The organism is Micromonospora sp. DT47 (assembly GCF_049844475.1).
Lineage (GTDB): Bacteria > Actinomycetota > Actinomycetes > Mycobacteriales > Micromonosporaceae > Micromonospora.
Map to the genome: position 1 here is coordinate 58,559 of NZ_JBNCLC010000007.1, position 25,535 is coordinate 84,093.

General features: G+C 73.7%; 23 protein-coding genes. 2 read left to right on the top strand and 21 right to left on the bottom strand.

The genetic code is table 11. From position 1 onward, the window contains the following. Positions 1-33 precede the first annotated feature (33 nt). From ACLQ2U_RS13250 to pyrR, 6 genes are read right to left on the bottom strand one after another with little or no spacing between them, the layout of a single operon-like run. Positions 34-1,074 carry a quinone-dependent dihydroorotate dehydrogenase gene (locus tag ACLQ2U_RS13250; RefSeq protein ID WP_425750908.1) on the bottom strand — a complete coding sequence of 347 codons (1,041 nt, stop codon included), beginning with the start codon at positions 1,072-1,074 and terminating at the stop codon, positions 34-36. After that, positions 1,071-4,418: a carbamoyl-phosphate synthase large subunit gene (gene carB / locus ACLQ2U_RS13255; RefSeq protein WP_425750909.1), complete on the bottom strand. Its 3,348-nt coding sequence runs from the start codon at positions 4,416-4,418 to the stop codon at positions 1,071-1,073. The genes ACLQ2U_RS13250 and carB overlap by 4 nt, the downstream gene beginning before the upstream one ends. Continuing rightward, positions 4,411-5,646 carry a glutamine-hydrolyzing carbamoyl-phosphate synthase small subunit gene (carA, locus tag ACLQ2U_RS13260; protein WP_425750910.1) on the bottom strand — a complete coding sequence of 412 codons (1,236 nt, stop codon included), beginning with the start codon at positions 5,644-5,646 and terminating at the stop codon, positions 4,411-4,413. The genes carB and carA overlap by 8 nt, the downstream gene beginning before the upstream one ends. Further along, the gene (locus tag ACLQ2U_RS13265) at positions 5,643-6,920 is read right to left on the bottom strand and encodes a dihydroorotase (RefSeq protein ID WP_425750911.1); all 1,278 of its coding nucleotides are present in this window, start codon (positions 6,918-6,920) and stop codon (positions 5,643-5,645) included. Before ACLQ2U_RS13265 ends, carA begins: the two co-directional genes overlap by 4 nt. After that, on the bottom strand, positions 6,917-7,843 hold the full coding sequence (locus ACLQ2U_RS13270; RefSeq protein WP_425750912.1) for an aspartate carbamoyltransferase catalytic subunit: 927 nt from the start codon (positions 7,841-7,843) through the stop codon (positions 6,917-6,919). The genes ACLQ2U_RS13265 and ACLQ2U_RS13270 overlap by 4 nt, the downstream gene beginning before the upstream one ends. Further along, positions 7,840-8,424, bottom strand: coding sequence for a bifunctional pyr operon transcriptional regulator/uracil phosphoribosyltransferase PyrR (pyrR, locus tag ACLQ2U_RS13275; protein ID WP_425750913.1), 585 nt, complete (start codon positions 8,422-8,424; stop codon positions 7,840-7,842). Before pyrR ends, ACLQ2U_RS13270 begins: the two co-directional genes overlap by 4 nt. Before the next feature lie 284 nt (positions 8,425-8,708). Between pyrR and ACLQ2U_RS13280 the strand changes: the two genes are divergently transcribed. Beyond that, a complete protein-coding gene (locus ACLQ2U_RS13280) occupies positions 8,709-9,197 on the top strand; it encodes a transcriptional regulator BldD (RefSeq protein WP_013285505.1) in 489 nt (162 codons plus the stop codon). A gap of 90 nt (positions 9,198-9,287) precedes the next feature. Here the strand turns inward: ACLQ2U_RS13280 and nusB are convergent, their stop codons facing one another. The 13 genes from nusB to ACLQ2U_RS13345 form a co-directional block, all read right to left on the bottom strand. Then, entirely contained in the window at positions 9,288-9,698 is a 411-nt protein-coding gene (gene nusB, locus ACLQ2U_RS13285; RefSeq protein WP_425751112.1) for a transcription antitermination factor NusB, read from the bottom strand. 23 nt (positions 9,699-9,721) lie between these two features. Next, the gene (gene efp / locus ACLQ2U_RS13290) at positions 9,722-10,279 is read right to left on the bottom strand and encodes an elongation factor P (RefSeq protein WP_425750914.1); all 558 of its coding nucleotides are present in this window, start codon (positions 10,277-10,279) and stop codon (positions 9,722-9,724) included. Between the two features lie 322 nt (positions 10,280-10,601). Further along, a complete protein-coding gene (gene aroQ, locus ACLQ2U_RS13295; RefSeq protein ID WP_425750915.1) occupies positions 10,602-11,033 on the bottom strand; it encodes a type II 3-dehydroquinate dehydratase in 432 nt (143 codons plus the stop codon). Then, complete coding sequence (gene aroB / locus ACLQ2U_RS13300; RefSeq protein ID WP_425750916.1) at positions 11,030-12,106, bottom strand: 3-dehydroquinate synthase; 1,077 nt, start codon at positions 12,104-12,106, stop codon at positions 11,030-11,032. Before aroB ends, aroQ begins: the two co-directional genes overlap by 4 nt. Positions 12,107-12,316: 210 nt before the next feature. Then, positions 12,317-12,823, bottom strand: coding sequence for a shikimate kinase (locus tag ACLQ2U_RS13305; RefSeq protein ID WP_425750917.1), 507 nt, complete (start codon positions 12,821-12,823; stop codon positions 12,317-12,319). Continuing rightward, positions 12,820-13,998: a chorismate synthase gene (gene aroC / locus ACLQ2U_RS13310; protein ID WP_425750918.1), complete on the bottom strand. Its 1,179-nt coding sequence runs from the start codon at positions 13,996-13,998 to the stop codon at positions 12,820-12,822. The genes ACLQ2U_RS13305 and aroC overlap by 4 nt, the downstream gene beginning before the upstream one ends. A gap of 273 nt (positions 13,999-14,271) precedes the next feature. Beyond that, entirely contained in the window at positions 14,272-15,090 is an 819-nt protein-coding gene (locus tag ACLQ2U_RS13315) for a shikimate dehydrogenase (protein WP_425750919.1), read from the bottom strand. 52 nt (positions 15,091-15,142) lie between these two features. Continuing rightward, positions 15,143-16,339, bottom strand: coding sequence for an endolytic transglycosylase MltG (mltG, locus tag ACLQ2U_RS13320; RefSeq protein WP_425750920.1), 1,197 nt, complete (start codon positions 16,337-16,339; stop codon positions 15,143-15,145). Next, positions 16,336-16,797 (bottom strand): Holliday junction resolvase RuvX, encoded by a 462-nt coding sequence (gene ruvX, locus ACLQ2U_RS13325; protein WP_425750921.1) that lies wholly within the window; start codon positions 16,795-16,797, stop codon positions 16,336-16,338. Before ruvX ends, mltG begins: the two co-directional genes overlap by 4 nt. Before the next feature lie 74 nt (positions 16,798-16,871). Beyond that, a complete protein-coding gene (gene alaS / locus ACLQ2U_RS13330) occupies positions 16,872-19,550 on the bottom strand; it encodes an alanine--tRNA ligase (protein ID WP_425750922.1) in 2,679 nt (892 codons plus the stop codon). Then, the gene (locus ACLQ2U_RS13335; protein WP_334494037.1) at positions 19,547-19,852 is read right to left on the bottom strand and encodes a hypothetical protein; all 306 of its coding nucleotides are present in this window, start codon (positions 19,850-19,852) and stop codon (positions 19,547-19,549) included. The genes alaS and ACLQ2U_RS13335 overlap by 4 nt, the downstream gene beginning before the upstream one ends. Positions 19,853-19,883: 31 nt before the next feature. Then, complete coding sequence (locus ACLQ2U_RS13340; protein ID WP_425750923.1) at positions 19,884-20,345, bottom strand: DUF948 domain-containing protein; 462 nt, start codon at positions 20,343-20,345, stop codon at positions 19,884-19,886. A 149-nt stretch (positions 20,346-20,494) separates the two neighbouring features. Further along, positions 20,495-21,118: a hypothetical protein gene (locus ACLQ2U_RS13345; RefSeq protein WP_425751113.1), complete on the bottom strand. Its 624-nt coding sequence runs from the start codon at positions 21,116-21,118 to the stop codon at positions 20,495-20,497. A gap of 561 nt (positions 21,119-21,679) precedes the next feature. Here ACLQ2U_RS13345 and ACLQ2U_RS13350 point away from each other — a divergent pair. Continuing rightward, on the top strand, positions 21,680-22,102 hold the full coding sequence (locus ACLQ2U_RS13350; RefSeq protein WP_425750924.1) for a hypothetical protein: 423 nt from the start codon (positions 21,680-21,682) through the stop codon (positions 22,100-22,102). Between the two features lie 1,388 nt (positions 22,103-23,490). Here ACLQ2U_RS13350 and ACLQ2U_RS13355 read toward each other — a convergent pair. After that, positions 23,491-24,990, bottom strand: a complete 1,500-nt coding sequence (locus ACLQ2U_RS13355; RefSeq protein WP_425750925.1) for a replication-associated recombination protein A — start codon at positions 24,988-24,990, stop codon at positions 23,491-23,493. Between the two features lie 74 nt (positions 24,991-25,064). After that, positions 25,065-25,286 (bottom strand): hypothetical protein, encoded by a 222-nt coding sequence (locus ACLQ2U_RS13360; RefSeq protein ID WP_425750926.1) that lies wholly within the window; start codon positions 25,284-25,286, stop codon positions 25,065-25,067. Positions 25,287-25,535: the final 249 nt, after the last annotated feature.

The following is a 25,535-nucleotide window of genomic DNA, read 5'->3' on the forward strand; positions in this document are numbered from 1 at the left end:
CGGCGTCCCCGCACGACGACCCCGGACGGCGGCTCACCGGTGGGCGGCCTCAGCCGGTGCCGGGGCCGCCGCCGCCCGGGCCGCCGCGCGGACCAGGGCCGGCCCGCGGTAGATGAAGCCGGTGTAGAGCTGGACCAGGCTGGCGCCGGCGTCGAGCATCCGGGCGGCGTCGTCCGGGTCGAGGATGCCGCCGACACCGATCACCGGGAGCCGGCCGCAGGTCTCCCGGTGCACGAACGCGACCACCTCCCGGGAGCGTCCGCGCAGCGGTCGGCCGGAGAGGCCGCCGGTCTCCGCGCCGCGCTCCCGGTCGGCCGGGGCGAGGCCGTCCCGGGCCAGGGTGGTGTTGGTGGCGATCACGCCGGCCGCGCCCCGGGCCAGGCAGACCTCCAGCAGCTCGGCGATGGCCGGCTCGGTCAGGTCGGGGGCGATCTTCACCAGCACCGGCTTCTTCCCCACCAGCGCCGCCAGCAGGGCGTCCAGGTGGGACCTGCCCTGCAGGGAGCGCAGGCCGGGGGTGTTCGGCGAGGAGACGTTGACCGCGAAGTAGTCGCCGTGCCCGCGCAGCGCCCGGTACGAGGCGAGGTAGTCCGCTACCGCCTCGTCCAGCGGGGTGATCTTGGACTTGCCCAGCGAGATGCCCAGCGGCACACCGATCGGGCGGGGCAGCGCGTCCAGCCGGGCGGCGAGGGCCTGCGCGCCGGCGTTGTTGAAGCCCATCCGGTTGACCACGGCCTCGCTGTCGCGCAGCCGGAACAGCCGCGGCCGGGGGTTACCCGGCTGGGCGTGCGCCGTGACCGTGCCGACCTCGACGAAACCGAAGCCCAGGGCGGGCCACGCCGGCAACGCGGCGCCGTCCTTGTCCATCCCGGCCGCCAGCCCGACCGGATTGGGGAACTCCACCCCGAAGACCGTCCGCGGCGCCCGCACGGCGTACCGCGCCCGCAGCGCCACCAGCGCCGCCGGCCGCCGGGACAGCGCGGCGAGGCGGTGCAGCGTCCACTCGTGCGCGGCCTCGGCGTCCCCGCCCCCGAGCCGGAACAGCTGCGGCCGCACCACCTTCTCGAAGATCACTGGGCGGCTCGCAGGGCGGCGTGGAGTTCCTGGAGGGGGCGGACCTGCATGTCGCCGCGGATGCGCGCCTCGATGCCCATGACGGCGGCCGCCGCGCCCGGCACCGTGGTGATGCACGGGATGTCCGCCGTCACCGCCGCGCTGCGGATCTCGTAGCCGTCGGAGCGGGCGCTCGCGCCCGAGCCCTGCGGAGTGTTGACCACCAGGGCCACGTCGCCGCCGAGGATCAGCGACACCGCGTCCTCCCCCGCGCCCGCCTCGTAGTGCTTGCGGATCTGCTCGCACGCGATGCCGTGCCGGCGCAGCACCTCGGCGGTGCCGGTGGTAGCGACGATCTCGAAGCCCAGGTCGGCCAGGCGCTTGATCGGGAAGATCATGCCGCGCTTGTCCCGGTTGGCCACCGAGACGAAGATCTTGCCGCCGGTGGGCAGCGACCCGTACGCGGCCGACTGGCTCTTGGCGAAGGCGTGCCCGAAGTTGGTGTCGATGCCCATCACCTCGCCGGTGGACTTCATCTCCGGGCCGAGCAGCGAGTCGATCCCCTTGCCGGACGGGGTCCGGAACCGCTTGAACGGCAGCACCGCCTCCTTGACCGCGATCGGGGCGTCGGCCGGCATGGTGCCGCCGTCCCCGGTCGACGGGAGCAGGCCCTCGGCGCGCAGCTCGGCGATGGTGGCGCCGAGCGCGATCCGGGCCGCCGCCTTCGCCAGCGGCACGGCGGTCGCCTTGGATACGAAGGGGACCGTCCGGGACGCCCTCGGGTTCGCCTCCAGCACGTAGAGCACGTCGTCCTTCAGGGCGTACTGCACGTTGAGCAGGCCACGGACGCCCACCCCGCGCGCGATCGCCTCGGTGTAGCGGCGCACCTCGGCCAGGTGCGAGCCGGCCAGGGTGATCGGCGGCAGCGCGCAGGACGAGTCGCCGGAGTGGATGCCGGCCTCCTCGATGTGCTCCATCACGCCGCCGAGGTACACCTCGCCGTCGATGTCGCAGAGCGCGTCCACGTCGATCTCGATGGCGTCGTCGAGGAAGCGGTCCACCAGCACCGGGTGGTCCGGGGAGATGTCGGTGGCCCGACCGATGTAGTCGCGCAGCGTCGGGTCGTCGTAGACGATCTCCATGCCCCGACCGCCCAGCACGTACGACGGGCGGACCAGCACCGGGTAGCCGATCTCCTCGGCGATCGCCTTCGCCTCGTCGTACGAGGTGGCCATGCCGTGCGCCGGGGCGCGCAACCCGGCCCGGGCGAGCACCGAGCCGAAGGCGCCCCGCTCCTCGGCGAGGTGGATCGACTCCGGGGAGGTGCCGACCACCGGCACGCCGGCGTTCTTCAGCCGCTGCGCCAGCCCCAGCGGGGTCTGCCCGCCGAGCTGCACGATCACCCCGACCACGCCCGGGCCGCCGGCCGCCCTGCCGGAAGAGTCCTCGGCGTGCCAGACCTCCAGCACGTCCTCGAAGGTCAGCGGCTCGAAGTAGAGCCGGTCGGCGGTGTCGTAGTCGGTGGAGACGGTCTCCGGGTTGCAGTTGACCATGACGGTCTCGAAGCCCACCGCGCGCAGCGCCATCGCCGCGTGCACGCAGGAGTAGTCGAACTCGATGCCCTGGCCGATCCGGTTCGGCCCGGAGCCCAGGATCAGCACCTTGGGCCGGTCCGAGGGCGCCACCTCGGTCTCCTGGTCGTATGTCGAGTAGTGGTAAGGAGTCGTCGCCTCGAACTCGGCGGCGCAGGTGTCCACGGTCTTGTAGACCGGGCGCACGCCGAGCCGGTGCCGCAGGGTGCGTACCCCGTCCTCGGCGGCCAGCTCCGGGCGGAGCGCGGCCAGCTGCCGGTCGGAGAGCCCGGCCCGCTTGGCCCGGCGCAGCAGGTCGGCGTCGAGCACCGGGGCGTCCGCGATCTCGGCGCGCAGCTCGACCAGCGCGGCGACCTGGTCCAGGAACCAGGGGTCGATCCCGCCGGACGCGGTGGCGACCTCGGCGATCGAGGCGCCGAGGCGCAGCGCCCGCTCGGCGGTGTAGAGCCGACCGTCGTGCGGCCTCCGCAGCGCGGCGAGGGTGTTCTCCTTGGTGGCGCCGGCCGGGTCGGGCTGGGTCCAGAAGCCGCCGCTCCTGGTCTCCATCGAGCGCATCGCCTTGTTCAGCGCCTCGGTGAAGTTGCGCCCGAGGCTCATCGCCTCGCCGACCGACTTCATCGTGGTGGTCAGCTCGGGGTCGGCGCCGGGGAACTTCTCGAACGCGAACCGGGGGATCTTCACCACCACGTAGTCCAGGGTCGGCTCGAACGCCGCCGGGGTCTTCAGGGTGATGTCGTTGGGAATCTCGTCCAGGGTGTAGCCGATGGCCAGCTTCGCGGCGATCTTGGCGATCGGGAAGCCGGTCGCCTTGGAGGCCAGCGCCGAGGAGCGGGAGACCCGGGGGTTCATCTCGATCACGACGATCCGGCCGTCGGCCGGGTTGACCGCGAACTGGATGTTGCAGCCGCCGGTGTCCACCCCGACCTCGCGCAGCACCGCGATGCCGAGGTCGCGCAGCCGCTGGTACTCCCGGTCGGTGAGGGTCATGGCCGGGGCGACGGTGACGCTGTCGCCGGTGTGCACGCCCATCGGGTCGACGTTCTCGATCGAGCAGACCACCACCACGTTGTCGTGACGGTCGCGCATCAGCTCGAGCTCGTACTCCTTCCAGCCGAGCACGCTCTCCTCGATCAGCACCTCGTGCGTCGGGCTGGCCGCCAGGCCGGCGCCGCCGATGCGGGCCAGGTCCTCGGCGGTGTGCGCCATGCCGGAGCCGAGGCCGCCCATGGTGAACGACGGCCGGATCACCACCGGCAGGCCCAGCTCGGCGACCGTCTCCTCGACCTCGGCCATCGAGTGGCAGACCCGGGAGCGGGGCACCAGGCCGGTCGGGTCGTCCAGGCCGAGCCGTACGCCGGCCTTGGCGACGACCTCCTTGAACAGCTGCCGGTCCTCGCCCCGGTTGATCGCCTCAATGTTGGCGCCGATCAGCTCCACGCCGTACTTGTCGAGGACACCGGCCTCGTGCAGGGCAACCGCGGTGTTCAGCGCGGTCTGCCCGCCGAGGGTGGGCAGCAGGGCGTCGGGGCGCTCCTTGGCGATGACCAGCTCGACGAACTCCGGGGTGATCGGCTCGATGTAGGTGGCGTCGGCGAACTCCGGGTCGGTCATGATGGTCGCCGGGTTGGAGTTGACCAGGCTGACCCGGATCCCCTCGCTGCGCAGCACCCGGCAGGCCTGGGTGCCCGAGTAGTCGAACTCGCAGGCCTGCCCGATCACGATCGGCCCGGAGCCGATCACCAGGATGTGCTTGAGATCGGTCCGCTTAGGCATTCGTGCGCCCCTCGCTCTGGGTCCGGCCCTCGCTGTGCTGCTGGTCGAGGCCACGGCCCTCGATCAGCTCGGCGAAACGGTCGAAGAGGTAGTCCGCGTCGTGCGGGCCGGCCGCCGCCTCCGGGTGGTACTGGACGGTGAAGGCGGGCACGTCCCTGGCCCGCAGCCCCTCGACCACGTTGTCGTTGAGGCAGACGTGGCTCACCTGGACGCCACCGAACTCGGTCTCGATCACCTGGTCGGGGACGACCGCGCCCTGCCCGGGCCTGCGGCCCGGGCCCAGGACCGCGCTGGGCTCCTGTTCGCGGCCCGGCCAGGCGACCGCGAAGCCGTGGTTGTGGCTGGTCACCTCGACCTTGCCGGTAACCCGGTCGAGCACCGGCTGGTTGATGCCGCGGTGGCCGTAGCCGAGCTTGTAGGTGCCGAAGCCGAGCGCCCGGCCGAGGATCTGGCTGCCGAAGCAGATGCCGAAGAGCGGCACCCTGCGGCGCAGCACCTCCTGCGCCAGCGCCACCGGCCCGTGGGCGGTGGCCGGGTCGCCCGGGCCGGGCGAGAGGAAGACCGCGTCCGCGCCGGTGGCGAGCAGGTCGTCGATGGTCGAGCCGGCGGGCAGCACGTGGGTGGTCACCCCGCGCGCGGCGAGCCGGCGCGACACGTTGCGCTTGATGCCCAGGTCCAGCGCGGCCACCGTGAACCGGTGCTCACCGACCGCCTCGACCACGTACGGCTTCTCGGTGGTCACCTCGGCGGAGAGGTCCGCGCCGACCATCTGCGGCGACTGGCGGACCCGGGCCAGCAGGGCGCGCGGGTCGTCGTCGACGCTGGAGATGCCGACCCGCATCGCGCCGCGTTCGCGCAGGTGCCGGGTCAGCGCCCGGGTGTCCACCCCGCTGATGCCGACCACGCCCTCGGCGGCGAGCCGGTCCTCCAGCCCGCCGGTGGCTCGCCAGTTGGAGCCGATCCGGGCCGGATCGCGGACCACGTAGCCGGCGACCCAGATCCGGCCGGACTCGTCGTCCTCGGCGTTGACGCCGGTGTTGCCGATGTGCGGCGCGGTCTGCACCACCACCTGCCGGTGGTACGAGGGGTCGGTCAGGGTCTCCTGGTAGCCGGTCATGCCGGTGTTGAAGACCGCCTCGCCGAACGTCTCCCCCACGCTGCCGTACGCCTCGCCGTGGAAGGTCCGGCCGTCCTCCAGGACGAGGATCGCGGAACGCCTGCGACTCACTTGACTGCCTTTCCGTCCAGGACCGTCGGCTCGCCGCGCAGGAAGGTCGCCACGATGCGACCCGGCAGCGTCATGCGGGCGTACGGGGTGTTGCGACTGCGGCTGGCCAGCTCCGCGGGCTCGATCACCCGGCGGGCGGCCGGGTCGACCAGGGTCAGGTTGGCCGGCACGCCGGGGGCCGGGTCTAGGCCGTGCCCGTCCAGCCCGGCGATCCGGGCCGGCGCCCGGGACATCCGCTCGGCGATCAGGTCCCACTGCGGGCCGAGCACGTCGAGCGCGATGGAGAGGGCGGTCTCCAGGCCGAGCATGCCCGGCCGGGCGTACGCCCACTCGCACTCCTTGTCCTCCACCGCGTGCGGGGCGTGGTCGGTGGCGATGATGTCGATCACGCCCTCGGCCAGCGCGGCCCGCAGCGCGGCGATGTCGCTCTCGGTGCGCAGCGGCGGGTTGACCTTGTAGACCGGGTCGTAGGTCTCGGCCTTGGCGTCGGTGAGCAGCAGGTGGTGCGGGGTGACCTCGGCGGTGACCCGTACCCCGCGGGCCTTGGCCTGGCGCAGCACCTCGACGCTGCCGGCGGTGGAGACGTGGCAGACGTGCAGCCGGCTGCCGACGTGCTCGGCGAGCAGCACGTCCCGGGCGATGATCGCCTCCTCGGCGACCGCCGGCCAGCCGGTCAGCCCGAGCCGGGTGGAGACCTCACCCTCGTGCATCTGGGCGCCCTCGGTGAGCCGGGGCTCCTCGGCGTGCTGGGCGATCACCCCGTCGAACGCCTTGACGTACTCGAGGGCCCGGCGCATCAGCTTCGGGTCGGCGACGCAGTGCCCGTCGTCGGAGAAGATCCGCACCCGGGCCGCCGAGTCGGCCATCGCGCCCAGCTCGGCGAGGCGCTCGCCGGCCAGGCCGACGGTGACCGCGCCGATCGGCTGCACGTCGACCAGCCCGGCCTCCCGGCCGAGCCGCCAGACCTGCTCGACCACGCCGGCGGTGTCGGCGACCGGGGAGGTGTTGGCCATCGCGCAGACCGCGGTGTAGCCGCCGAGCGCCGCGGCCCGGGAGCCGGAATCGACGGTCTCGGCGTCCTCCCGGCCCGGCTCCCGCAGGTGGGTGTGCAGGTCGACCAGGCCGGGCAGGGCGACCAGCCCGGTGCCGTCGACCGCGGTGGCGTCCGGCGCGGTGAGCCCGGCGCCGGTCTCCGCGACGACGCCGTCGCGGATCAGCAGGTCGGCCGGCGCGGCGCCGACGACGCTCACGTTCTTGATCAGGTACGCGGTCACCGGTTGTTCCCTCCGAGCAGCAGGTAGAGGACGGCCATCCGCACGGAGACCCCGTTGGCGACCTGTTCGACGATGGTGGAGCGGGGCGAGTCGGCGACCTCGGGGGTGATCTCCATGCCCCGGTTCATCGGGCCGGGGTGCATGACGATCGCGTGCTCCGGCAGCCGACGCATCCGCGGGCCGTCCAGCCCGTAGCGGCGGGCGTACTCGCGGGCGGAGGGGAAGTAGGAGTCATTCATCCGCTCCCGCTGCACCCGCAGCATCATCACCACGTCCGACTGCGGCAGCACCGCGTCGAGGTCGTAGGAGACGTCGGTGCCCGGCGCGAGCGCCTGGCCGATGTGCACCGGGATGAGCGTCGGCGGGCCAACCAGGGTGACCTTGGCGCCGAGGGTGGAGAGCAGCAGCACGTTGGAGCGGGCCACCCGGGAGTGCAGCACGTCCCCGACGACCGCGACGTGCAGGCCGGCGAGCCGGCCCAGCCGGGAGCGCATCGTGTACGCGTCGAGCAGCGCCTGGGTCGGGTGCTCGTGGGTGCCGTCGCCGGCGTTGACCACCGACCCGTCCACCCAGTTGGCCAGCCGGTGCGGGGCGCCGGAGGCGGGGTGCCGGACGACCACCGCGTCGGCCCCCATCGCCTGGAGGGTGAGCGCGGTGTCCTTCAGGCTCTCCCCCTTGGTCACGCTGGAGCCCTTGGCGGAGAAGTTGATCACGTCGGCGCTGAGCCGCTTGGCGGCCGCCTCGAAGGAGATCCGGGTCCGGGTGGAGTCCTCGTAGAAGAGGTTCACCACGGTCCGGCCGCGCAGCGCGGGGAGCTTCTTGACCTCCCGGCCGGCCACGGTGGCCATCTCGGCGGCGGTGTCCAGGATCTGGGTGGCGGTGGCGGCGTCCAGGTCGGCGCCGGAGAGCAGGTGGCGGATCATGCGGTCGTACCCCCGAAGAGCTTGACCTCGTCGGCGCCGTCGGTCTCGGCGAGGGTGACCCGGACGCTCTCGGCGAGCGAGGTCGGGATGTTCTTGCCGACGTAGTCGGCGCGGATCGGCAGCTCGCGGTGCCCGCGGTCGACCAGGACGGCGAGCTGTACGCAGGCCGGGCGGCCGACGTCGTTGAGCGCGTCGAGCGCGGCCCGGACGGTCCGGCCGGAGAAGAGCACGTCGTCGACGAGGATGACCCGCTTGCCGTCGATGCCGCCCGGCGGAAGCTGGGTGGGGCCGATCGCGCGGGTGGCATGCCGGCGCAGGTCGTCGCGGTAGAGGGTGATGTCGAGCACCCCGACCGGGACGTCGACGTCCTCGAAGGCGCTGATCCGGGCGGCGAGCCGCTTCGCGAGCGGGGCGCCCCGGGTGGGGATGCCGAGCAGGACGGTGTCGGCGGCGCCCTGGGTCTTCTCGAGGATCTGGTGGGCGATCCGGTCGACGACGCGCTGGACGTCGGCGCTGGCGAGGATCACCTTCACCGAGGGTTGTCGCGTTGGCGACGACTGGGCAGGCGGTGGGCAGGCCACGGCGGACCTCCTTCCCCGCCTCACGGGACGGGTCGTTAAAGGACGTCTGGATCTCCGGTCGGGTCGCACGACCCGGACCGGGGCTTCACGCCACGTTACCAGCGGTCACCGGGCCGACCGCCGCCACCCACTGATCCCCGGATCAGGGTGGTGAAATGGGGATAAGTACCCCCGCGCTCCCCAACGGTAAGGTCACGACCACTTGACCGCGTGTCGCAATCCCCGTACCGTCACGCTCCGTAGCGATAGCTGGGAGAACCCCGAGCAGCACTGGGAGTGTCCGAATGCCCTCTGAATACGCCAAGTCGCTGGGCGCCCGCCTGCGCTCCATCCGCCAGCAGCAGGGCCTGTCCCTGCAGGGTGTGGAGGAGAAGTCGAACGGGCGGTGGAAGGCCGTGGTGGTCGGCTCGTACGAGCGCGGCGACCGGGCCGTCACCGTGTCCCGCCTGGCGGAGCTGGCCGACTTCTACCGCGTTCCCGTTTCGGAGCTGCTGCCCGACGGCAGTGGAGTGCGCCACGAGCCCACTAGCAAGATCGTCCTGGACCTGGAGCGGCTCTACGACGAGGCCTCCGAGGACCTCGCCTACGTCGCCCGGTACGCCCGCGCCATCCAGCAGCAGCGTGGTGACTACAACGGCCGGGTGCTCTCCATCCGCGCCGACGACCTGCGCGCCCTCGCCATCGTCTACGACGCCTCGCCGTCCGGACTGATCGAGCGGCTCACCGAGCACGGTGTGCTGGTCGCCGACCCGCGGGCGTTCTTCGCGTCCTGACCGCTGTCGCAACGAAGAGGGCCCGTGCCGACCGGCACGGGCCCTCTCGTCGTACGGGGGCGGCGAATGCCGCCGTCGCGGATGCCCCGCTCAGCGGGTGGCGTACTCGGCGATCCGGCCGAGCACCCCGTTGAGGAAGCGCGGCGAGTCGTCGGTCGACATCTGCCGGGCCAGCTCGACGGCCTCGCTGATCGCCACCGCGTCGTCGATCTCGTCGACGTAGAGCAGCTCGTAGACGGCGATCCGGGCGAGGTTGCGGTCGACCGCCGGCATCCGGTCCAGCGTCCACCCCTCGGCGTAGCTGGCGATCAGCTCGTCGATCCGGTCCAGGTGCTCGGCGACCCCCTCGACGAGGCTCACCGCGTACCCGAGGTGCTCCGGGCGGGGCTTCTCGATCCGCTCGATGTAGCCGGCGAGCACCTCGACCGGCGGACGGTCGCGCAGGTCAGCCTCGAAGAGCACGTCCAGCGCCCGCTTACGCGCCTTGCGGCGCGCCGGCATCTGCTGCTTGGCACCCTCGGCCATCAGGCGCGGCCGAGGTAACGGCCGTCGCGGGTGTCGACCTTGATCTTCTCGCCGGTGGTGATGAAGAGCGGCACCTGCACGGTCGCGTCGGTCTCAACGGTGGCCGGCTTGTTGCCGCCGGTCGAGCGGTCGCCCTGCAGACCCGGCTCGGTGTAGGTGACCTCCAGCACGACGGAGGTCGGCAGCTCGATGTAGAGCGGCACACCCTCGTGGGTGGCGACGGTCGCCTCGGCCTCAGGGAGGAGGTAGTTGGCCGCCTCGCCGACGGTGCCGCCGGGGACGGTGATCTGGTCGAACGTCTCCAGATCCATGAAGACGTAGTCCTCGCCGTCGGCGTAGAGGTACTGCATGGTGCGCTTGTCGACGGTCGCGGTCTCGACCTTGGTGCCCGCGTTGAAGGTCTTGTCGACGACCTTGCCGGACAGCACGTTCTTCAGCGTCGTGCGGACGAACGCCCCACCCTTACCGGGCTTGACGTGCTGGAACTCGACGACGGCCCAGAGCTCCCCGTCGAGGTTGAGTACCAGGCCGTTCTTGAGGTCGTTGGTGGATGCCATTTCCTGCCTTGATCATCAATTGGCGGACAGACCTTACGAGTCTACTAGCTGTGTCCAACGAACGACCCCACCGTCTCTCCCCGACCCGCGCCGGCCCCCGCGAGGGCGCCCCGCCGCCCGTGACCGCCTTGATCCACACCGTCACGGCGATACGGAGTGGATCAAGCGATCACTTGCCGCGTCGGCACGGCCGGGCACGATCACTCAGAGCAGCGGGCAGGGCTCTCGACGCCCGAAATGAGCAGGAAGAAGCAGCAATTCAGGCGACTGTTGCGCCGAGGCAGCAGAGCGAAGGGGCGGCGTCGGGCGGGCGCGGCGGCCGTCAGGTGGCGAGGGTGGCCAGGTGGCGCAGGGCGAGGCGGTAGCCATCGACGCCCAGGCCGCAGATCACCCCGGTCGCCACCGCGGAGATCACCGAGTGGTGCCGGAACTCCTCGCGGGCGTGGATGTTGGAGATGTGCACCTCCACCAGCGGGCCGCGCAGCATCGCGCAGGCGTCCCGGACCGCGATCGAGTAGTGCGACCAGGCGGCCGGGTTGAGCACCACCGCCGCGCCCTCGTCGGCCGCCTCGTGCAGCCAACCGAGCAGCTCGTGCTCGGCGTCGGTCTGCCGGACGGTCACCTCCAGCCCCAGCTCCGTGCCGGTGTCGACGCAGAGGCTCACCAGATCGGCGTAGCTGGTCACGCCGTACACGTCGACCTGCCGGGTGCCCAGCCGGCCCAGGTTGGGGCCGTTCAGCACATGGACCCTCATGAGGCGATCTCCCGGTAGGCGGCGTGCAGCAGCTCGTCGTCCGGGCCCTCCAGGATCGCCGGCCGGGCCAGCCCGTCCAGCACCACGAAGCGCAACCGGCTGCCCCGGGCCTTCTTGTCCACCCGCATCGCGGCGAGCAGCTGGGGCCAGGCGTCGGCCGGGTAGCTGGTGGGCAGGCCGAGCGCGGCCAGCACGGTGCGGTGCCGCTGCGCGGTGGCCTCGTCCAGGCGCCCGGCCAGTCGGGCCAGGGCACCGGCGTAGACCGTGCCGACCGCGACGGCGTGCCCGTGCCGCCAGCGGTAGTCCTCCACCTTCTCGATCGCGTGCGCCAGGGTGTGCCCGTAGTTGAGCACCTCGCGCACCCCCGACTCCCGCAGGTCGCCGGAGACCACGTCGGCCTTGACCCGGATCGCCCGCTCGATCAGCTCCCGCGCCACCGGCCCGGTCGGGTCGGTGGCCGCCACCGGATCCCGCTCGACCAGGTCGAGGATCGCCGGGTCGGCGATGAACCCGCACTTCACCACCTCGGCCATCCCGGCGGCGAGGTCGGCCCGCGGCAGGCTGTCCAGGGTCGACAGGTCGCAGAGCACACCGGCCGGCGGGTGGAACGCGCCGACCAGGTTCTTGCCCGCGGCGGTGTTCACGCCGGTCTTGCCGCCGACCGCGGCGTCGACCATGCCGAGCAGCGACGTCGCGACCGGCACCCAGCGCACCCCGCGCAGCCAGCAGGCCGCGACGAAGCCGGCCAGGTCGGTCACCGCGCCGCCACCCACCCCGACCACCGCGTCGGTCCGGGTGAACCCGGCCGCGCCGAGCCGGTCCCAGCAGTCGGCGGCGACCTCGATCCGCTTGCCCGCCTCGGCGTCGGGCACCTCGATCGGCAGCGGCGCCACACCGGCGGCGCGGAGCCGCTCGGCGAGCGTGTCGGCCAGCCCCTTGAGCGGGGGCGCGTACAGCAGCGCCACCCGTTCCGCGCCGGGCAGCAGCCGGGGCGGCGGATCGAGCAGGTTTCGTCCGACCAGCACGTCGTACGGCCGCTCGCCGCCGACCGGGATCCGGGTCACCTCGTCCATCGCACGGCAGCCTAGTGCAGTGCGGGCCGCCGGACGGCCGCTGTCCACCTGGTGGCGCCCGCCGGGGCGGCGCGTCGGGCTCAGTCCGCCGTCCGGTCGGCCCAGCGAGGGTGACCCGGCGGCGCTGCCGGGCGGCGGCGGCCAGGGCGAGCAGCGCGCCGAAGGCCCTCGCCGACCTGCTCGACACCATCGCCGCCGGCGCGGCGCCGGCTACCCCTTGACGAGGCCGGCGACCTCGGCCGCGATCTCCTCCGGGGTACGCCCGTCGGTGACCACCGTCGCGGTCGCCACCTCGGTGTAGAGCGGGCGGCGCTGGTCCATCAGGTACTTGAGGGTGGCCCGCGGGTTGACCGCGAGCAGCGGCCGGCCGGCGCCCAGCCCGACCCGCTTCACCGCGTCGGGCAGTTCCACCGACAGGTGCACCACGGTGTGCCCGACCAGCGCGGCGCGGTTCTCCTCGGCGAGGACCGCGCCGCCGCCGACGGCGAGCACCCCGGCGTGCGAGGCCAGCGCCGCCGCCACCGCGGCCCGTTCGAGGGTACGGAAGTGCGCCTCCCCCTCGTCGATGAAGATCTCCGGGATCGGCTTGCCGGCCATCGACTCGATGTCGGCGTCGGTGTCCCGGAACTCCACCCCGAGCAGGGCCGCGAGCTGCTCGCCGACGGTGCTCTTGCCGGAACCGGGCGCCCCGACCAGCACGCAGACCGGCCGGGTCACCGGATCACCAGGGCGTCGAGGTAGCCGGCGAGGTTGCGGCGGATCTCGGCCACCGAGTCACCGCCGAACTTCTCGGTGGCCGCCTCGGCCAGCACCAGGGCCACCATCGCCTCGGCGACCACCGCGGCGGCCGGGACCGCGCAGACGTCGGACCGCTGGTTGATCGCGGTGGCCGGCTCGCCGGTGGTCACGTCCACCGTGGCCAGGGCCCGGTTCAGCGAGGAGATCGGCTTCATCGCGGCCTTCACCCGCAGCGGCTCGCCGGTGGTGATGCCGCCCTCCAGCCCGCCGGCCCGGTCGGTGATCCGGCGGACGCCGGTGGCCGTCGGCATGATCTCGTCGTGCGCCTCGGAGCCGCGCGAACGGGCCTGCTGCCAGCCGTCGCCGATCTCCACGCCCTTGATCGCCTGGATGGACATCAGCGCGGTGGCCAGCCGGGCGTCGAGCTTGCGGTCCCACTGCACGTGGCTGCCCAGGCCCGGCGGCACCCCGTACGCGAGGACCTCGACCACGCCGCCGAGGGTGTCGGCGGCCTTCTTCGCGGCGTCGACCTCGGCGACCATCCGGGCGCTGGCCTCCGGGTCGAGGCAGCGCAGCGGGTCGGCGTCGATCCGCTCGGCGTCCTCCGGCCGGGGCCGCAGGCCGGGCTTGGCGGCGACCGGGCCCAGCTCCACCACGTGGGAGACGATCTCGATGCCGAGTGCCTGCCTGACCAGGGCCTTCGCGACCGTGCCGACGGCGACCCGGGCGGCGGTCTCCCGCGCGCTGGCCCGCTCCAGGATCGGGCGGGCATCGGTGTGGCCGTACTTCTGCATGCCGGCGAGGTCGGCGTGGCCCGGCCGGGGCCGGGTCAGCGGCGCGTTGCGGGCCTGCCCGGCCAGCTCGTCGGGATCGACCGGGTCGGCCGACATGACGGTCTGCCACTTCGGCCACTCGGAGTTGCCGACCCGGATCGCGACCGGGCTGCCCAGCGTCACACCGTGCCGCAGGCCGCCGATGACCTCGACCTCATCCTGCTCGAACGACATCCGGGCGCCCCGGCCGTAGCCCAGCCGGCGCCGGGCCAGCTCGCCGGCGATATCGCCGGTGGTCACCTCCACCCCGGCGGGTACGCCCTCGATCAACGCGACGAGGGCGGGACCGTGCGATTCACCTGCAGTCAGCCAGCGCAACACAGCGGTCAGTCTGTCACGCCGGGTGGCCGCCCCGACGTGCCGCCCGGCACGTCCCGCCCTGCGGACACGGCCGTCCGCCGGGCGGTCGCCGCGACCCGGTCAGGCCGTCCGGACCGCGATGATCGACGTGGTCATCCCGAGCAGCCGCCGCTCCGCCCGGATGGTCGAGTCGGGGAAGAGGTAGCCGCATCTCGGCCCGACCGATCAGCGGCGGCCACCCCCTGGGCGGCCGGCCCGCACCGACCCATCCGGCGTGACGACGCCCGGCGCGAGCTAGCGACGGGCCGCCACCAGCGCCTGCCGCATGGCGTCCACCGGCGCGGGGACCCCGGTGAACTGCTCGAACTGGCCGACCGCCTGGGCCAGCAGCAGGTCGAGCCCGGAAACCACCCGGCGGCCGGCGGCGAGGGCCGACGCGGCCAGCGGGGTCGGCCACGGATCGTAGAGGGCGTCGAAGAGGACGGTCGACGGTCCCCAGTGGACCGCGTCGGCCAGCGGGTCGGCCACGCCCTTGGGCACGGTGGAGATGACGACGTCGGCGCCGGTGTGCGCCGCGGCCCGCTCCCAGCCGGTGCCCGTCATCGCCACGCCGACGGCCTCCGCCACCGGCCACAGCTCGTCGACCGCCGCGGGACGGCGGGCCACCACGGTGACCGGGCCGGCGCCGAGCCGGGCGCAGGCGGCCAGCGCGGCCCGGGCCGTACCGCCGGCGCCGAGCAGGGTGACGGTGGCGCCCGGCACCACCCCGGCGGCAGTGAGCACCTCGACCATGCCGGCGACGTCGGTGTTGTCCGCGTACCAGGAGCCGTCGGGGCGGCGTACCAGCGTGTTGGCGGCGCCGATCGCGGCGGCGACCGGCGCGGCCTCGTCGGCCACCGCGAGCGCCGCCTCCTTGCCGGGCATGGTCACCGACAACCCGGCCCACTCCGGGCCCAGGCCCGCGACCAGGTCCGGCAGCTCCGCGGCCGCGCACTCGATCCGGGTGTACGACCACCCGGCGAGCCCGGCGGCGGCGTAGCCGGCCTGGTGGATCACCGGGGAGAGGGAGTGCGCGATCGGCTTGCCGAGCACCGCCGCCCTGTGCACCGTCACGTCACTCCCCCACCCGGATCACGATCGGATCAGGAAGCGTAGCCACTCACGGTCAGATGACCCCCGCCTGGCGGGCCTTCACCTTGTTCCGCTCGTGCTCTTCCGAGGTCACCGCGAAGGCGGAGTGCCCCTGCTTGTCGATGGCGACGAAGAAGAACCAGCCGCCGTCCGGCGGGTCCATCGCCCCCTGCATCGCCAGCTTGCCGGGGTTGTTGATGGGGGTGGGCACCAGGCCCTTGAGCTTCCGGCTGTACGGGCTCTTGGTGTCGACCAACTCGTCCTGCGTCATCTGGGCGGACGTCTTGGTCTTCTGGCCGGTCAGCTCGAGGTAGTAGTTGACGGTCACGTCCATCTCGAGGCAGTTGCACGGGAATTCCTTGTACACCCGGTTGTAGGCCACTCGGGCGACCTTGCCCAGGTCGTCCTTGTTGCCCGCCTCGGCCTGCGCCAGCGACGCCACGATCAGCGCCTCGTACGGCGTCACGCCACCGAGCTTCGACTGCACCTCGTCGGCGAACTTCAGCCCGCCGGTGACGGTGAGGAAGTTGTCGACCATGTCCTTGAGGATGCTCTCGGCGGTCGCGTTCGGCGCGATCTCGTAGGTGTCCGGGTAGAGGAAGCCCTCGGCGGACTTGACGATCTTCCTGCCGTCCTTGCGGGTGAACCACCAGTCCGGGACGCCCAGCGCCTCGGGGTCCTTCGCCGCCGCCTCGAACTCCTTGACCGGGATCTTGGTCTTGTCCGAGAGCAGCTTGTAGATGTTCTTGGCGGTGCGGCCCTCCGGGATCGTCACCCGGTTGGTGATCTTGTTCTTCCGGTCGAGCAGCATGGTGAGCGCCTTCTCCGCGCTCATCTGCTTGCGCACCTTGTAGAGGCCGGGCTGGATGTTCTTGCTGAGCGTGTTCTCCTCGGCCGCCTCGATGAAGGCCTTGGTGCTCTTCACCACACCGGCCGTGACGAGGGTGTCACCGATGTCGGCGATCAGCGCTCCCTGCTTCACCTCGACCAGCGCCTCGCCGGTGCCGGCGCCGTCGTAGTCGGGGGTGACGAGGTAGTTCTGGACCCGGTCGAAGCCGTAGTAGGCCCCGCCACCGATGCCGGCCAGCAGGACCAACGCCATGAACAGGGCGAAGATGGTCTTGCCCCGCCCGCCGGACTTGCGCTTGCGGCGCTCGACGAAGCCGCGTCGGTGCCGGCCCTTCTCACCCCTCTCCGACTCGTCGAACCCGAGGTCCAGATCGTCGATCATTCCGTCCGCCTCCGCTGCGCGTCTAGCCAGCTCTGCAGGATCTCGACCGCGGCGGCCTGGTCGACCACCGCGCGTTGGCGCTTTCCCCGGACGCCTCGCTCCGCCAGCCTACGAGACGCGACGACGGTCGACATCCTCTCGTCGGTGAGCGCCACCGGAACCGGCGCTATTACATCGACCAAACGGCTCACGTACGCCGTCACGTGCTGCGCCGCCGGGCCGTGCTTACCAGCCAGATTGACCGGAAGGCCGACCACGACCTCGACCGCTTCGTGCTCCGTGACGAGGTGTGCGAGTTCCGTGATGTCGGTCGGCACCGCGTCGGGCGCCGCCGTCAGGTCCCGGGCCAGGGTGACCAGCGGGGTGGCGAGCACGCCGTGCGGGTCGGAGCGGGCCACGCCGACCCGGACCTGTCCGACATCCACCCCCAGTCGCACCCCGCGGGAGAACTCAGTCATTTAACGGTCACTCCTCGGGCCGGACGGGACAGGGCGGACCATGTCGGTCCGCCCCAGCCCTCCTCGGTACGTGATCACGCGTCGGCGATCGCCTTCTCGACGGTGAGCAGCAGGTTCGGCGCCTCAGCGGCGGGCAGGCCACCGCCCTGGGCGACGTCCGGGCTGCCGCCACCCCGACCGGAGAAGGCCGCCTTGACCAGATCGTTGGCGGCGAGGCCCCGGCTCCGGGCCGCCGCGTTCACGGCCACCACCAGGGACGCCTTGCCGTTCGACCGGGCCGCCACCGCGACCACCGCCGGCCGCGCCGGGTCGATCTTGCCGCGGATCTCCTGGGCGAGGGTACGCACGTCGTTGCCGGCCGCGCCCTCCGGCGCCTCGGTGCCGACGTACGCGACCCCGCGGACGTCCTTCGCCTGCCCGGCCAGCGCCGCCGCGCCACCCAGCACCAGCTGGGCGCGGAGCTTCTCCAGCTCCTTCTCCGCGTCCCGCAGCTGGGTCACGGTCTGCTCGACCCGATCGGCGACCTGGTCGCCCGGCACCCGGAACAGCTCGGCCAGCCGGGAGACCAGCAGGTGCTCGCGGGCCAGGAAGCCGAACGCGTCCATGCCGACGAGGGCCTCGATCCGGCGTACGCCGGAGCCGACCGACGCCTCGGAGAGGATCTTCACCAGGCCCAGCTGCGCGGAGCGGGCCACGTGGGTACCTCCGCACAGCTCCCGGGCGTAGTCGCCGACCTCGACGACCCGGACCCGCTCGCCGTACTTCTCGCCGAAGAGCGCCATCGCGCCGATCCGGCGCGCCTCCTCCTGGGTGGTGATGAAGGCGTGCACCTCCAGGTCGGCCAGGAGCACCTCGTTGACCTGTTGCTCCACGTCGTGCAGCACGCTCGGCGCCACCCCGGTCGGGGTGTTGAAGTCGAACCGCAGCCGACCCGGCGCGTTCAGCGAACCCGCCTGGGTCGCCGACTCGCCGAGGAAGTTGCGCATCGTCTGGTGCACCAGGTGCGTCGCGGTGTGCGAGCGGGAGATCGCCCGCCGCCGGGTCACGTCGATCTCCGCGTACCCGGTCTCGCCGGCGCGCACCTCGCCGCGCAGCACCCGGGCCCGGTGCACGATCAGGCCCGGCACCGGCTGCTGCACGTCGAAGACCTCGACCTGCCCGCCGCCCACGGTGATCAGGCCCTGGTCGGGCTGCTGCCCACCGCCCTCGGCGTAGAACGGGGTGGTGTCCAGCACCAGCTCGACCGTGTCGCCCTCGACCGCCGCGCCGACCGTGGCGCCGCCGCTGAGCAGCGCGCGGACCCGGGACTCCCGGTTCAGCTCGGTGTAGCCGGTGAACTCGACCACCCCACCGTCGTCGAGCACCGACCGGTACGCCGACACGTCGGTGTGCCCGGTCTTGCGGGCCTGCGCGTCGGCCTTCGCCCGGTTGCGCTGGTCGGCCATCAGCCGGCGGAAGCCCTCGGCGTCCACCTGCAGGCCCTGCTCGGCGGCGATCTCCAGGGTCAGGTCGATCGGGAAGCCGTACGTGTCGTGCAGCTGGAACGCCTTGTCACCGGAGAGCGCGGGCCGGCCGGCCGACTTCGTCTCGGCGATCGCGGTGTCCAGGATGGTGGTGCCGGCGCGCAGCGTGGAGAGGAAGGCCTCCTCCTCGGCGTACGCGTACTGGGAGATCCGGTCGAACTCCTCGGCCAGCTCCGGGTACGACGGGGCCATGCAGTCCCGGGCCACCGGCAGCAGCTCGGGCAGCGCCCGCTCCTGCCAGCCGAGCAGCCGGACCGCCCGGATGGCCCGGCGCATGATCCGGCGCAGCACGTAGCCGCGGCCCTCGTTGCTGGGGGTGACCCCGTCGCCAATCAGCATCAGGGCGGTGCGCACGTGGTCGGCGACCACCCGCAGCCGCACGTCGTCCGGATGCGACTCGCTGGCGACGTGACCGGAGTGCACGCCGTACCGCTTGCCGGTCAGCTCGGCCGCCCGGTCCAGGATCGGCCGGACCTCGTCGATCTCGTAGAGGTTGTCGACGCCCTGCAGGATGGAGGCCATCCGCTCCAGGCCCATGCCGGTGTCGATGTTCTTCGCCGGCAGGTCGCCCAGGATCGGGAAGTTCTCCTTGCCGGTGCCCGGGCCCCGCTCGTACTGCATGAAGACGAGGTTCCAGAACTCCATGTAGCGGTCCTCGTCGACCGCCGGGCCGCCCTCGCGGCCGTACTCCGGGCCGCGGTCGTAGAAGAGCTCCGAGCACGGGCCGCACGGGCCGGGGATGCCCATCGACCAGAAGTTGTCGGCCCTGCCGCGGCGCACGATCCGCTCGGCCGGCACGCCGACCGAGCGCCAGATCTGCAACGCCTCGTCGTCGTCGAGGTAGACGGTCGGCCAGATCCGCTCCGGGTCCAGCCCGTAGCCGCCTTCGGCGACCGGCTTGGTGACCAGTTCCCAGGCGAGCGGGATCGCCCCGTCCTTGAAGTAGTCACCGAAGGAGAAGTTGCCGTTCATCTGGAAGAACGTGCCGTGCCGGCTGGTCTTGCCGACCTCGTCGATGTCCGGGGTGCGGATGCACTTCTGCACGCTGACCGCCCGCCGGTACGGCGGGGTCTGCTGGCCGAGGAAGTAGGGGACGAACTGCACCATGCCGGCGTTGACGAACAGCAGGTTCGGGTCGCTGATGGCGGGCAGCGGAGCGGACGGCACCACGGCGTGGCCGTTCGCCTCGAAGTGGGCGAGGTACCGCCGCTTGATCTCCGCCGTCTTCATCGCTGGTGTTCCTCCGGAAAGATCTCTCGGTCACCGATGCGCGGGTCCTCCCGCAGCTCGGCGAACTGGTCGTCGAACGCCTCGCCACGGGCGAACGCCTCGTGGATCTCCTGCTCCCGCTCGGCCATCCCGACCCGGACGTCCTCCACGAAGCTACGCAGCGACTCGACCAGGCCGCCAGCGGATTCGGACAGCCCGCTCGCGATCCCGGCCGGGGTGTACGCCTGCGCGGTGCGGGTGGCCTTGCGTACCACCACCACACCCACGGCCAGCCCGATACCCAGCCAGAACAGTCGCCTCATGCTCTCATCCTCCTGCTCACCGCCGGGCTGGTCAGCGGTTGCCGCGCCGGGCGGCGCGACGCTGCTGCTTGATGGTGTCGCGCACCTCGCGCTCGGTCTCGGCGTGCCGGCGCGCCGAGGCGGCCCGGCGTACGCCGTAGCCGAAGGCGGCCACCTTGACCAGCGGGTTGGCCGCGGCGGCGGAGACGACGGTCGCCAGGTTCGCCACGTTGGCGGTGACGTTCTGCGCGTGCGTGGTCATGGTGTCGACCTTGGCGAGCTGCAGGTTGACCCCGTCGAGCGAGGTCTGCACCTGCTCCAGCGCGGTGTTGACGTTCTTCACCGTGGTGTTGACGTCACCCAGCAGCGGGGTGGTCTGCTCATTGAGGTCGTTGATCATCCGGGTCGTGGCGTCCACGGTGTGTCGCAGCCGCAGGATCGGCACCGCCAGCACGAGCACCAGCATCAGGAACGCACCGGCCGCGATCAGCGCAGCGATCTGTCCACCATCCACGCATGTCCTCCTCAACCAGAGTCCCGGGACCCGCCGCCCCGGAACGCGCGACCGTACCTACCCACAATGTCGCCGCGCGACCCGTCCGGGTCAGCGCGGACAGGCGGGCCTGCCAGCCCCAGACCCTACCGTCCGTGATGGAAACCGGCTCAGGACGGTGAGCCCGTCGGCTCGCCGAGCGGGTCGTCGGTGAACGTCGGGTACGGATCCTCACCGGTCAGTGACGGATCGGTGCTCGGCTGTGGTCGGGTCCGCTCGTCATCGATCGCATTGCGCACCTTCACCGACACCAACGACCCGGCGCACTTCCGCGCAGCGGGCGAGGCCACCGGGGACGGCGGGACCGCCGGCTCACCGTTGACCGGCGGCGGAACGCAGGTCGGCTGGCGTACCCACAGGTCGAGGGTCAGCTCATCGCGGCGCCAGCAGGTGTAGCTCCCCTTCTCCTGCTGCTCCGGGCATCGGGCGACCTTCCATGGCCGCCAGCCGTCGGCGGTCAGCGCCTGCTCGTAGGTCCGGACGGTCTCCTCCGGCGCGCGCTCGGACTCGACGGTGCGTTCCCGCAACCGGCAATCCTGCAGGCACCAGCGGCTGCCGCTGACGTTGTCCACCGTCTTCACCGCCGCCCAGCCGGGCACGTCCAGCTCGTCGAGGGTGTCGAAGACGGGGTCGTGGCTGAGCGTACGGATACCGAAGAAGAGCGGGACCGCGCCGAGCAGCACCACGCTGACCAGCACCAGGATGCCCAGTCGCAGCCGCCGTCGTTCCCGCATCTGCCGGCGCAGCTCCGACCGGGCGCCCCGCAGCCCGCCCGGGCCGGCGTCGTCGGGATCGTCCCCGGCGGCCGGGCGCAGCGGCGGGCCGCTGACCGGGCCCATGGGCTCCGGCCGTGGGCCGGTCGACGGTACGACCGCCGCCGCCCTGGCCACCGACAGGGCGTCGTCGGCCCGGGCGGACGACGGGACGGAGGCGACACCGGCCGGCTCCGGCCGACCGGACTGCCGCTGGGGAGCAGTGGCCCCTCCGGGGTGCTCGTCGGCGGTGGGGCCGGGCTGAGGTCGGGACACGGGCGCGGCGGCCCGGGCGACCGCGGGCCGGCCCGGGACGGCCGCGGCCCCGGCGGGCAGACCGCCGCGCGGCCCGTTGCCCGGCTGCGGCGCGGGGCGGCGCGGATCGTCGGGCGGCGAGGGTGGCCGGGCCGCGCCCGTCGCGGGTCCGTTCGGACGCGCCGCTCCCCGGGCCGGGCCGGGCGCGGCGTCGGGACCGACGGGGCGCGGGCCGGACCCGGCGCCGTCGGTTGCCGGGCCGCCGGCACGTGGACCGACGGCCGGGCCGTGGACACCGGCTCGCGGACCGGGGACCGGGTCCGGACCGTCGGCGCGGCGGCCCGGCACCGCGGTGGCACCGCCGGGACGCGGGCCGGGGCCCTCGGCGCGGGCACCGCGAGCCGGATGTGGGCCGTCGTCTTCCGGCCCCCGGGCGGGACCGTCGGGCCGGGCCGGGCCCGGGCCGGGCGGTACGGCCGCGCCCGGACGGGCGGCTCCGCGCGCCGGCCGGGACTGGCCCGGACGCGGCACCGGCTCGGCCCCTGGGCGTGGCATCGGCGGCTCGCTGCCCCGGCGGGCGCGACCCGTCGGGGTCGCAGCGCCGCCGGCGGCGCCACCGTGGCGGCCCGGGGCGTCCGGGTCCGGTGGCACGGCGGACCCGCCGGCCGGGGCCGCCCGGTCGACCGCCGGAATGGCGGGATCGGTGTGTGAGGCACGGCCCGCCTGACGCAGCCAGTCCGCCGGCCGTTCCGGCCGGTCAGCACGCGACGCGCCGCCCGGCCCGGCCCGGCGGCCGGTGGGCTCGTCGGTGTCCGGCCGCACCGCGGCCCGGCGGCCGGTGGGCTCGTCGGTGTCCGGACCAAGCTGCGGCCGGCGCCGGCCGTTGCCGTCAGCGGCGGGACCCGGTCGACCGGTCCCGGTGCCCGGGACGGCCGGGGTCGAGCCGGTTCCCGGCAGCGGCGGGGGGTTGCCGGTCGGCGGCACCACGGGCTCGGCGGCCTCGGCGGCACGGCGACGACCGGCGCGACGTTCCGGCGCGGCCGGACCGACCGGACGGCGACCGGTTTCGCCGGACGCCTCGCCGACCATCGGGTCGACCGCCGCACGACGGGCTCGCCCGGCACGCGGCTCAGGGACGTTGGGGTCGGGGCGGGGGGCACCGCTCACCGGCGCCGAGGGGTCCGGACGCGGTACGCCGCTGACCGGGGTGGGCTGGCCGGGATCCGGCGGGAAGCCGCCCCGGGCGGCTGCCGGACCGGTGGGCCCGGCGCGACGAGCGGGATCGGTCCGATCCATCGCCGGGCGGCCGCCCTCGGGGCCACCGCGGCGTCCGGGCGCCGGGGGCGGCGGGACGCCCGGTCCGACCCCACCCGGAGTCGGTCGGTCGGCCGCCGGCGCCTGCCCGGCACCGACCGGACGCCCGGGCGCCTGGGCCCGGACCGCACCGGCGCCGGAGACCGGAGCGACCGGACCGTCCGGCCGCGGCGGTTCGCCCTGCGGCCGCTCGGGTCCCCGGTGCCCGGGCCGCCCGGCTGCCGCCGACCCCGGCCAGGGTCCTTCGCCGGGGCGGGGGCGTTGTTCGGGGGCGGCGGGCCAGCCGCCGCGTACCGGTGGGGTGGCCTGGCCGCCGGCGCCCGCACGGCCGTGCGGAGGCCCGTCCGGGCGGGGAGCGGGACGGCCGGGCCGGAGACCGTCCGGGGCGACGGCACCGGAACCTCCGGGCGCCACGTCGGGACGCGGACCGGGTCGGCCGCCACCGGACGGTGGCGCGTCGGGGCGGGGCCCCGGCTGCCCGGGACCGGTCGGCGGTCCGTCGGGCCGGGCACCCGCCGGGCGGGGGCCACCGGGCGGCGTCGCCAGGCCCCGGCCACCGGGTGGCGGCACCGGTCCGGGGTGCGGCGGGGCGACCGGGCCACCCTCCGGGCCGAGCTCGGCGCGCTGCTGCTTGGCGGTACGCAGGTCGTCGATCCAGCCGAACTCCTCGCCGACCGGCTCGGGCGGCGTCTCCTCGCCGCGCCCCCGACCCCAGCGGCGGCCCTTGGCGCGGGGGTCGCGCCGCTCGTCGGGACCGTCCTGCGGTCGCTCCCCACCACGCGATGTCACAGCTGGCCCTCCCCGACGGCGTCGGTGCCGTCCTCATCCGCCCCACCGGCGCGCCCCGTGCCCGACGGGTGTCGGCCGTTCACCGCCGGCACCGGCCCGTCGGGGCGCGACGCCGGGGCGGACAGCCCGCGGACGATCCGGCGCAGCAGGGGCAACCGGGCGGCCACCGACCGCTCGGCGCCGTGCCCGCTGGGCCGGTAGTAGTCGGTCCCGACGAGATCGTCGGGAGCGTACTGCTGGGTGACCACCCCGCGCTGGTCGTCGTGCGGGTAGCGGTAGCCCCTGCCGTGGCCCAGGCCGCGGGCGCCGGCGTAGTGCGCGTCGCGCAGGCCGCGCGGCACCGACCCGCCCCGGCCGGCCCGGACGTCGGCGATCGCCGCGCCGATGGCGGTGGTGGCCGAGTTGGACTTCGGTGCGGTGGTCAGGTGGATCACCGCCTGGGCGAGGTTGAGCTGCGCCTCGGGCAGCCCGACGTACTCCACGGCGTGCGCGGCGGCGGTCGCCACGCTCAGCGCGGTCGGGTCCGCCATCCCGACGTCTTCGCTGGCGAAGATCACCAGCCGGCGGACGATGAACCGGGCGTCCTCGCCGGCGACCAGCATCCGGGCCAGCCAGTGCAGCGCGGCGTCCACGTCCGACCCGCGCATGCTCTTGATGAAGGCGCTGGTCACGTCGTAGTGGGCGTCGCCGTCCCGGTCGTAGCGGACGGCGGCCACGTCCACCGCCTGCTCGGTGGTCGCCAGGTCGATCCGGCCGGTGCCGAGCGCGGTGGCCGAGGCCGCCGCGGCCTCCAGCGCGGTCAGCGCCTTGCGGACGTCGCCGCCGGCGAGGCGTACCAGGTGGTCCTCGGCCTCGGGGTCGAGGGTGAGCGCGCCGCCCAGGCCGCGCTGGTCGGCGACCGCGCGGCGCAGCAGGCCGCGCACGGCCACCTCGTCCAGCGGCTGGAGGGTGAGCAGCACGCACCGGGACAGCAGCGGTGAGATGACCGAGAAGTACGGGTTCTCGGTGGTCGCCGCGAGCAGCGTCACGGTCCGGTCCTCGACCGCGGCGAGCAGGGAATCCTGCTGGGTCTTGCTGAACCGGTGCACCTCGTCGATGAAGAGCACGGTCTGCGGGCCGCCGGAGCGGCGCTGGCGGCGGGCGGTGTCGATCACCGCCCGGACGTCCTTGACCCCGGCGGAGAGCGCCGACATGGCGACGAACCGGCGGTCGGTGGCCCGGGCCACCAGGTGGGCGATGGTGGTCTTGCCGCTGCCCGGCGGCCCCCAGAGGATCACCGACATCGGGGCGCCGCCACCGACCAGCTGGCGCAGCGGCGCGCCCGGCGCGAGCAGGTGGTCCTGGCCGACCAGCTCGTCGATGCTGGCCGGGCGCATCCGGACGGGCAGGGGCGAATCCTCCCCGATGGCGGTGAAGCCGTCCACAACCGGTGAACCCGCGGGAGCGCTGGGCGCTGCGGCGGGTTCGCCGAAGGTGAAAAGGGCATCGGACTCCATCACGAAGACAGTACCGGGCCCGGCCCGCAACGCTGGAATCGCGCCGCGGGCTGGGCCGGCCTGATCGGTCGCGGTCAGCCGCGCCCCGGGCGACGACCCCGGTACCAGCGGCCGCCGCCACCGCCGCCACCGCCGCGCGGGCCGCTGCCGACGCCGGCGAGGTAGAGGGCGAGCAGCAGCAGGCCGATGAGCACCAGGGTGTTCCAGTTGAACAGGTCCGGTGCCCCGAAGTTGGTGTTGAGCAGGTCGATCAGCAGCGCGAAGCCGAAGACGATGGCGGCGAGAATGGCGAGCATCTGTGTCCTCCGGTGGGGGTTCCCAGCAGGTCGCCGCCTGATGTACCCAATCGGTCTCTCCGTCAATCTCCACCCTGGACACGTCCGGGCCCGGGCGTCGGCCGGCCGGGACGTTCTAGCCCGGATCACATGATCATTGCCGACCAGGAGCTGACGGGTCGGACGACCATCCTCGCCGCCGGACCGGATGGGCGGCTCGGACCGCGGGACTGACTGGCCTGCGTCGACGGCTCGGCCCGGGTCAGCGGC

What these genes read in the sequence shown, in the direction of transcription:
- aroQ (WP_425750915.1), bottom strand. Translation starts at nt 11,033, where the DNA reads ATGAGGGTCCATGTGCTGAACGGCCCCAACCTGGGCCGGCTGGGCACC.
- efp (WP_425750914.1), bottom strand. Translation starts at nt 10,279, where the DNA reads ATGGCATCCACCAACGACCTCAAGAACGGCCTGGTACTCAACCTCGAC.
- ACLQ2U_RS13280 (WP_013285505.1), top strand. Translation starts at nt 8,709, where the DNA reads ATGCCCTCTGAATACGCCAAGTCGCTGGGCGCCCGCCTGCGCTCCATC.
- ruvX (WP_425750921.1), bottom strand. Translation starts at nt 16,797, where the DNA reads ATGACTGAGTTCTCCCGCGGGGTGCGACTGGGGGTGGATGTCGGACAG.
- ACLQ2U_RS13345 (WP_425751113.1), bottom strand. Translation starts at nt 21,118, where the DNA reads ATGCGGGAACGACGGCGGCTGCGACTGGGCATCCTGGTGCTGGTCAGC.
- ACLQ2U_RS13355 (WP_425750925.1), bottom strand. Translation starts at nt 24,990, where the DNA reads ATGGAGTCCGATGCCCTTTTCACCTTCGGCGAACCCGCCGCAGCGCCC.
- ACLQ2U_RS13360 (WP_425750926.1), bottom strand. Translation starts at nt 25,286, where the DNA reads ATGCTCGCCATTCTCGCCGCCATCGTCTTCGGCTTCGCGCTGCTGATC.
- carB (WP_425750909.1), bottom strand. Translation starts at nt 4,418, where the DNA reads ATGCCTAAGCGGACCGATCTCAAGCACATCCTGGTGATCGGCTCCGGG.
- aroB (WP_425750916.1), bottom strand. Translation starts at nt 12,106, where the DNA reads ATGGACGAGGTGACCCGGATCCCGGTCGGCGGCGAGCGGCCGTACGAC.
- ACLQ2U_RS13335 (WP_334494037.1), bottom strand. Translation starts at nt 19,852, where the DNA reads ATGAGGCGACTGTTCTGGCTGGGTATCGGGCTGGCCGTGGGTGTGGTG.
- nusB (WP_425751112.1), bottom strand. Translation starts at nt 9,698, where the DNA reads ATGCCGGCGCGCCGCAAGGCGCGTAAGCGGGCGCTGGACGTGCTCTTC.
- alaS (WP_425750922.1), bottom strand. Translation starts at nt 19,550, where the DNA reads ATGAAGACGGCGGAGATCAAGCGGCGGTACCTCGCCCACTTCGAGGCG.
- mltG (WP_425750920.1), bottom strand. Translation starts at nt 16,339, where the DNA reads ATGATCGACGATCTGGACCTCGGGTTCGACGAGTCGGAGAGGGGTGAG.
- ACLQ2U_RS13270 (WP_425750912.1), bottom strand. Translation starts at nt 7,843, where the DNA reads ATGATCCGCCACCTGCTCTCCGGCGCCGACCTGGACGCCGCCACCGCC.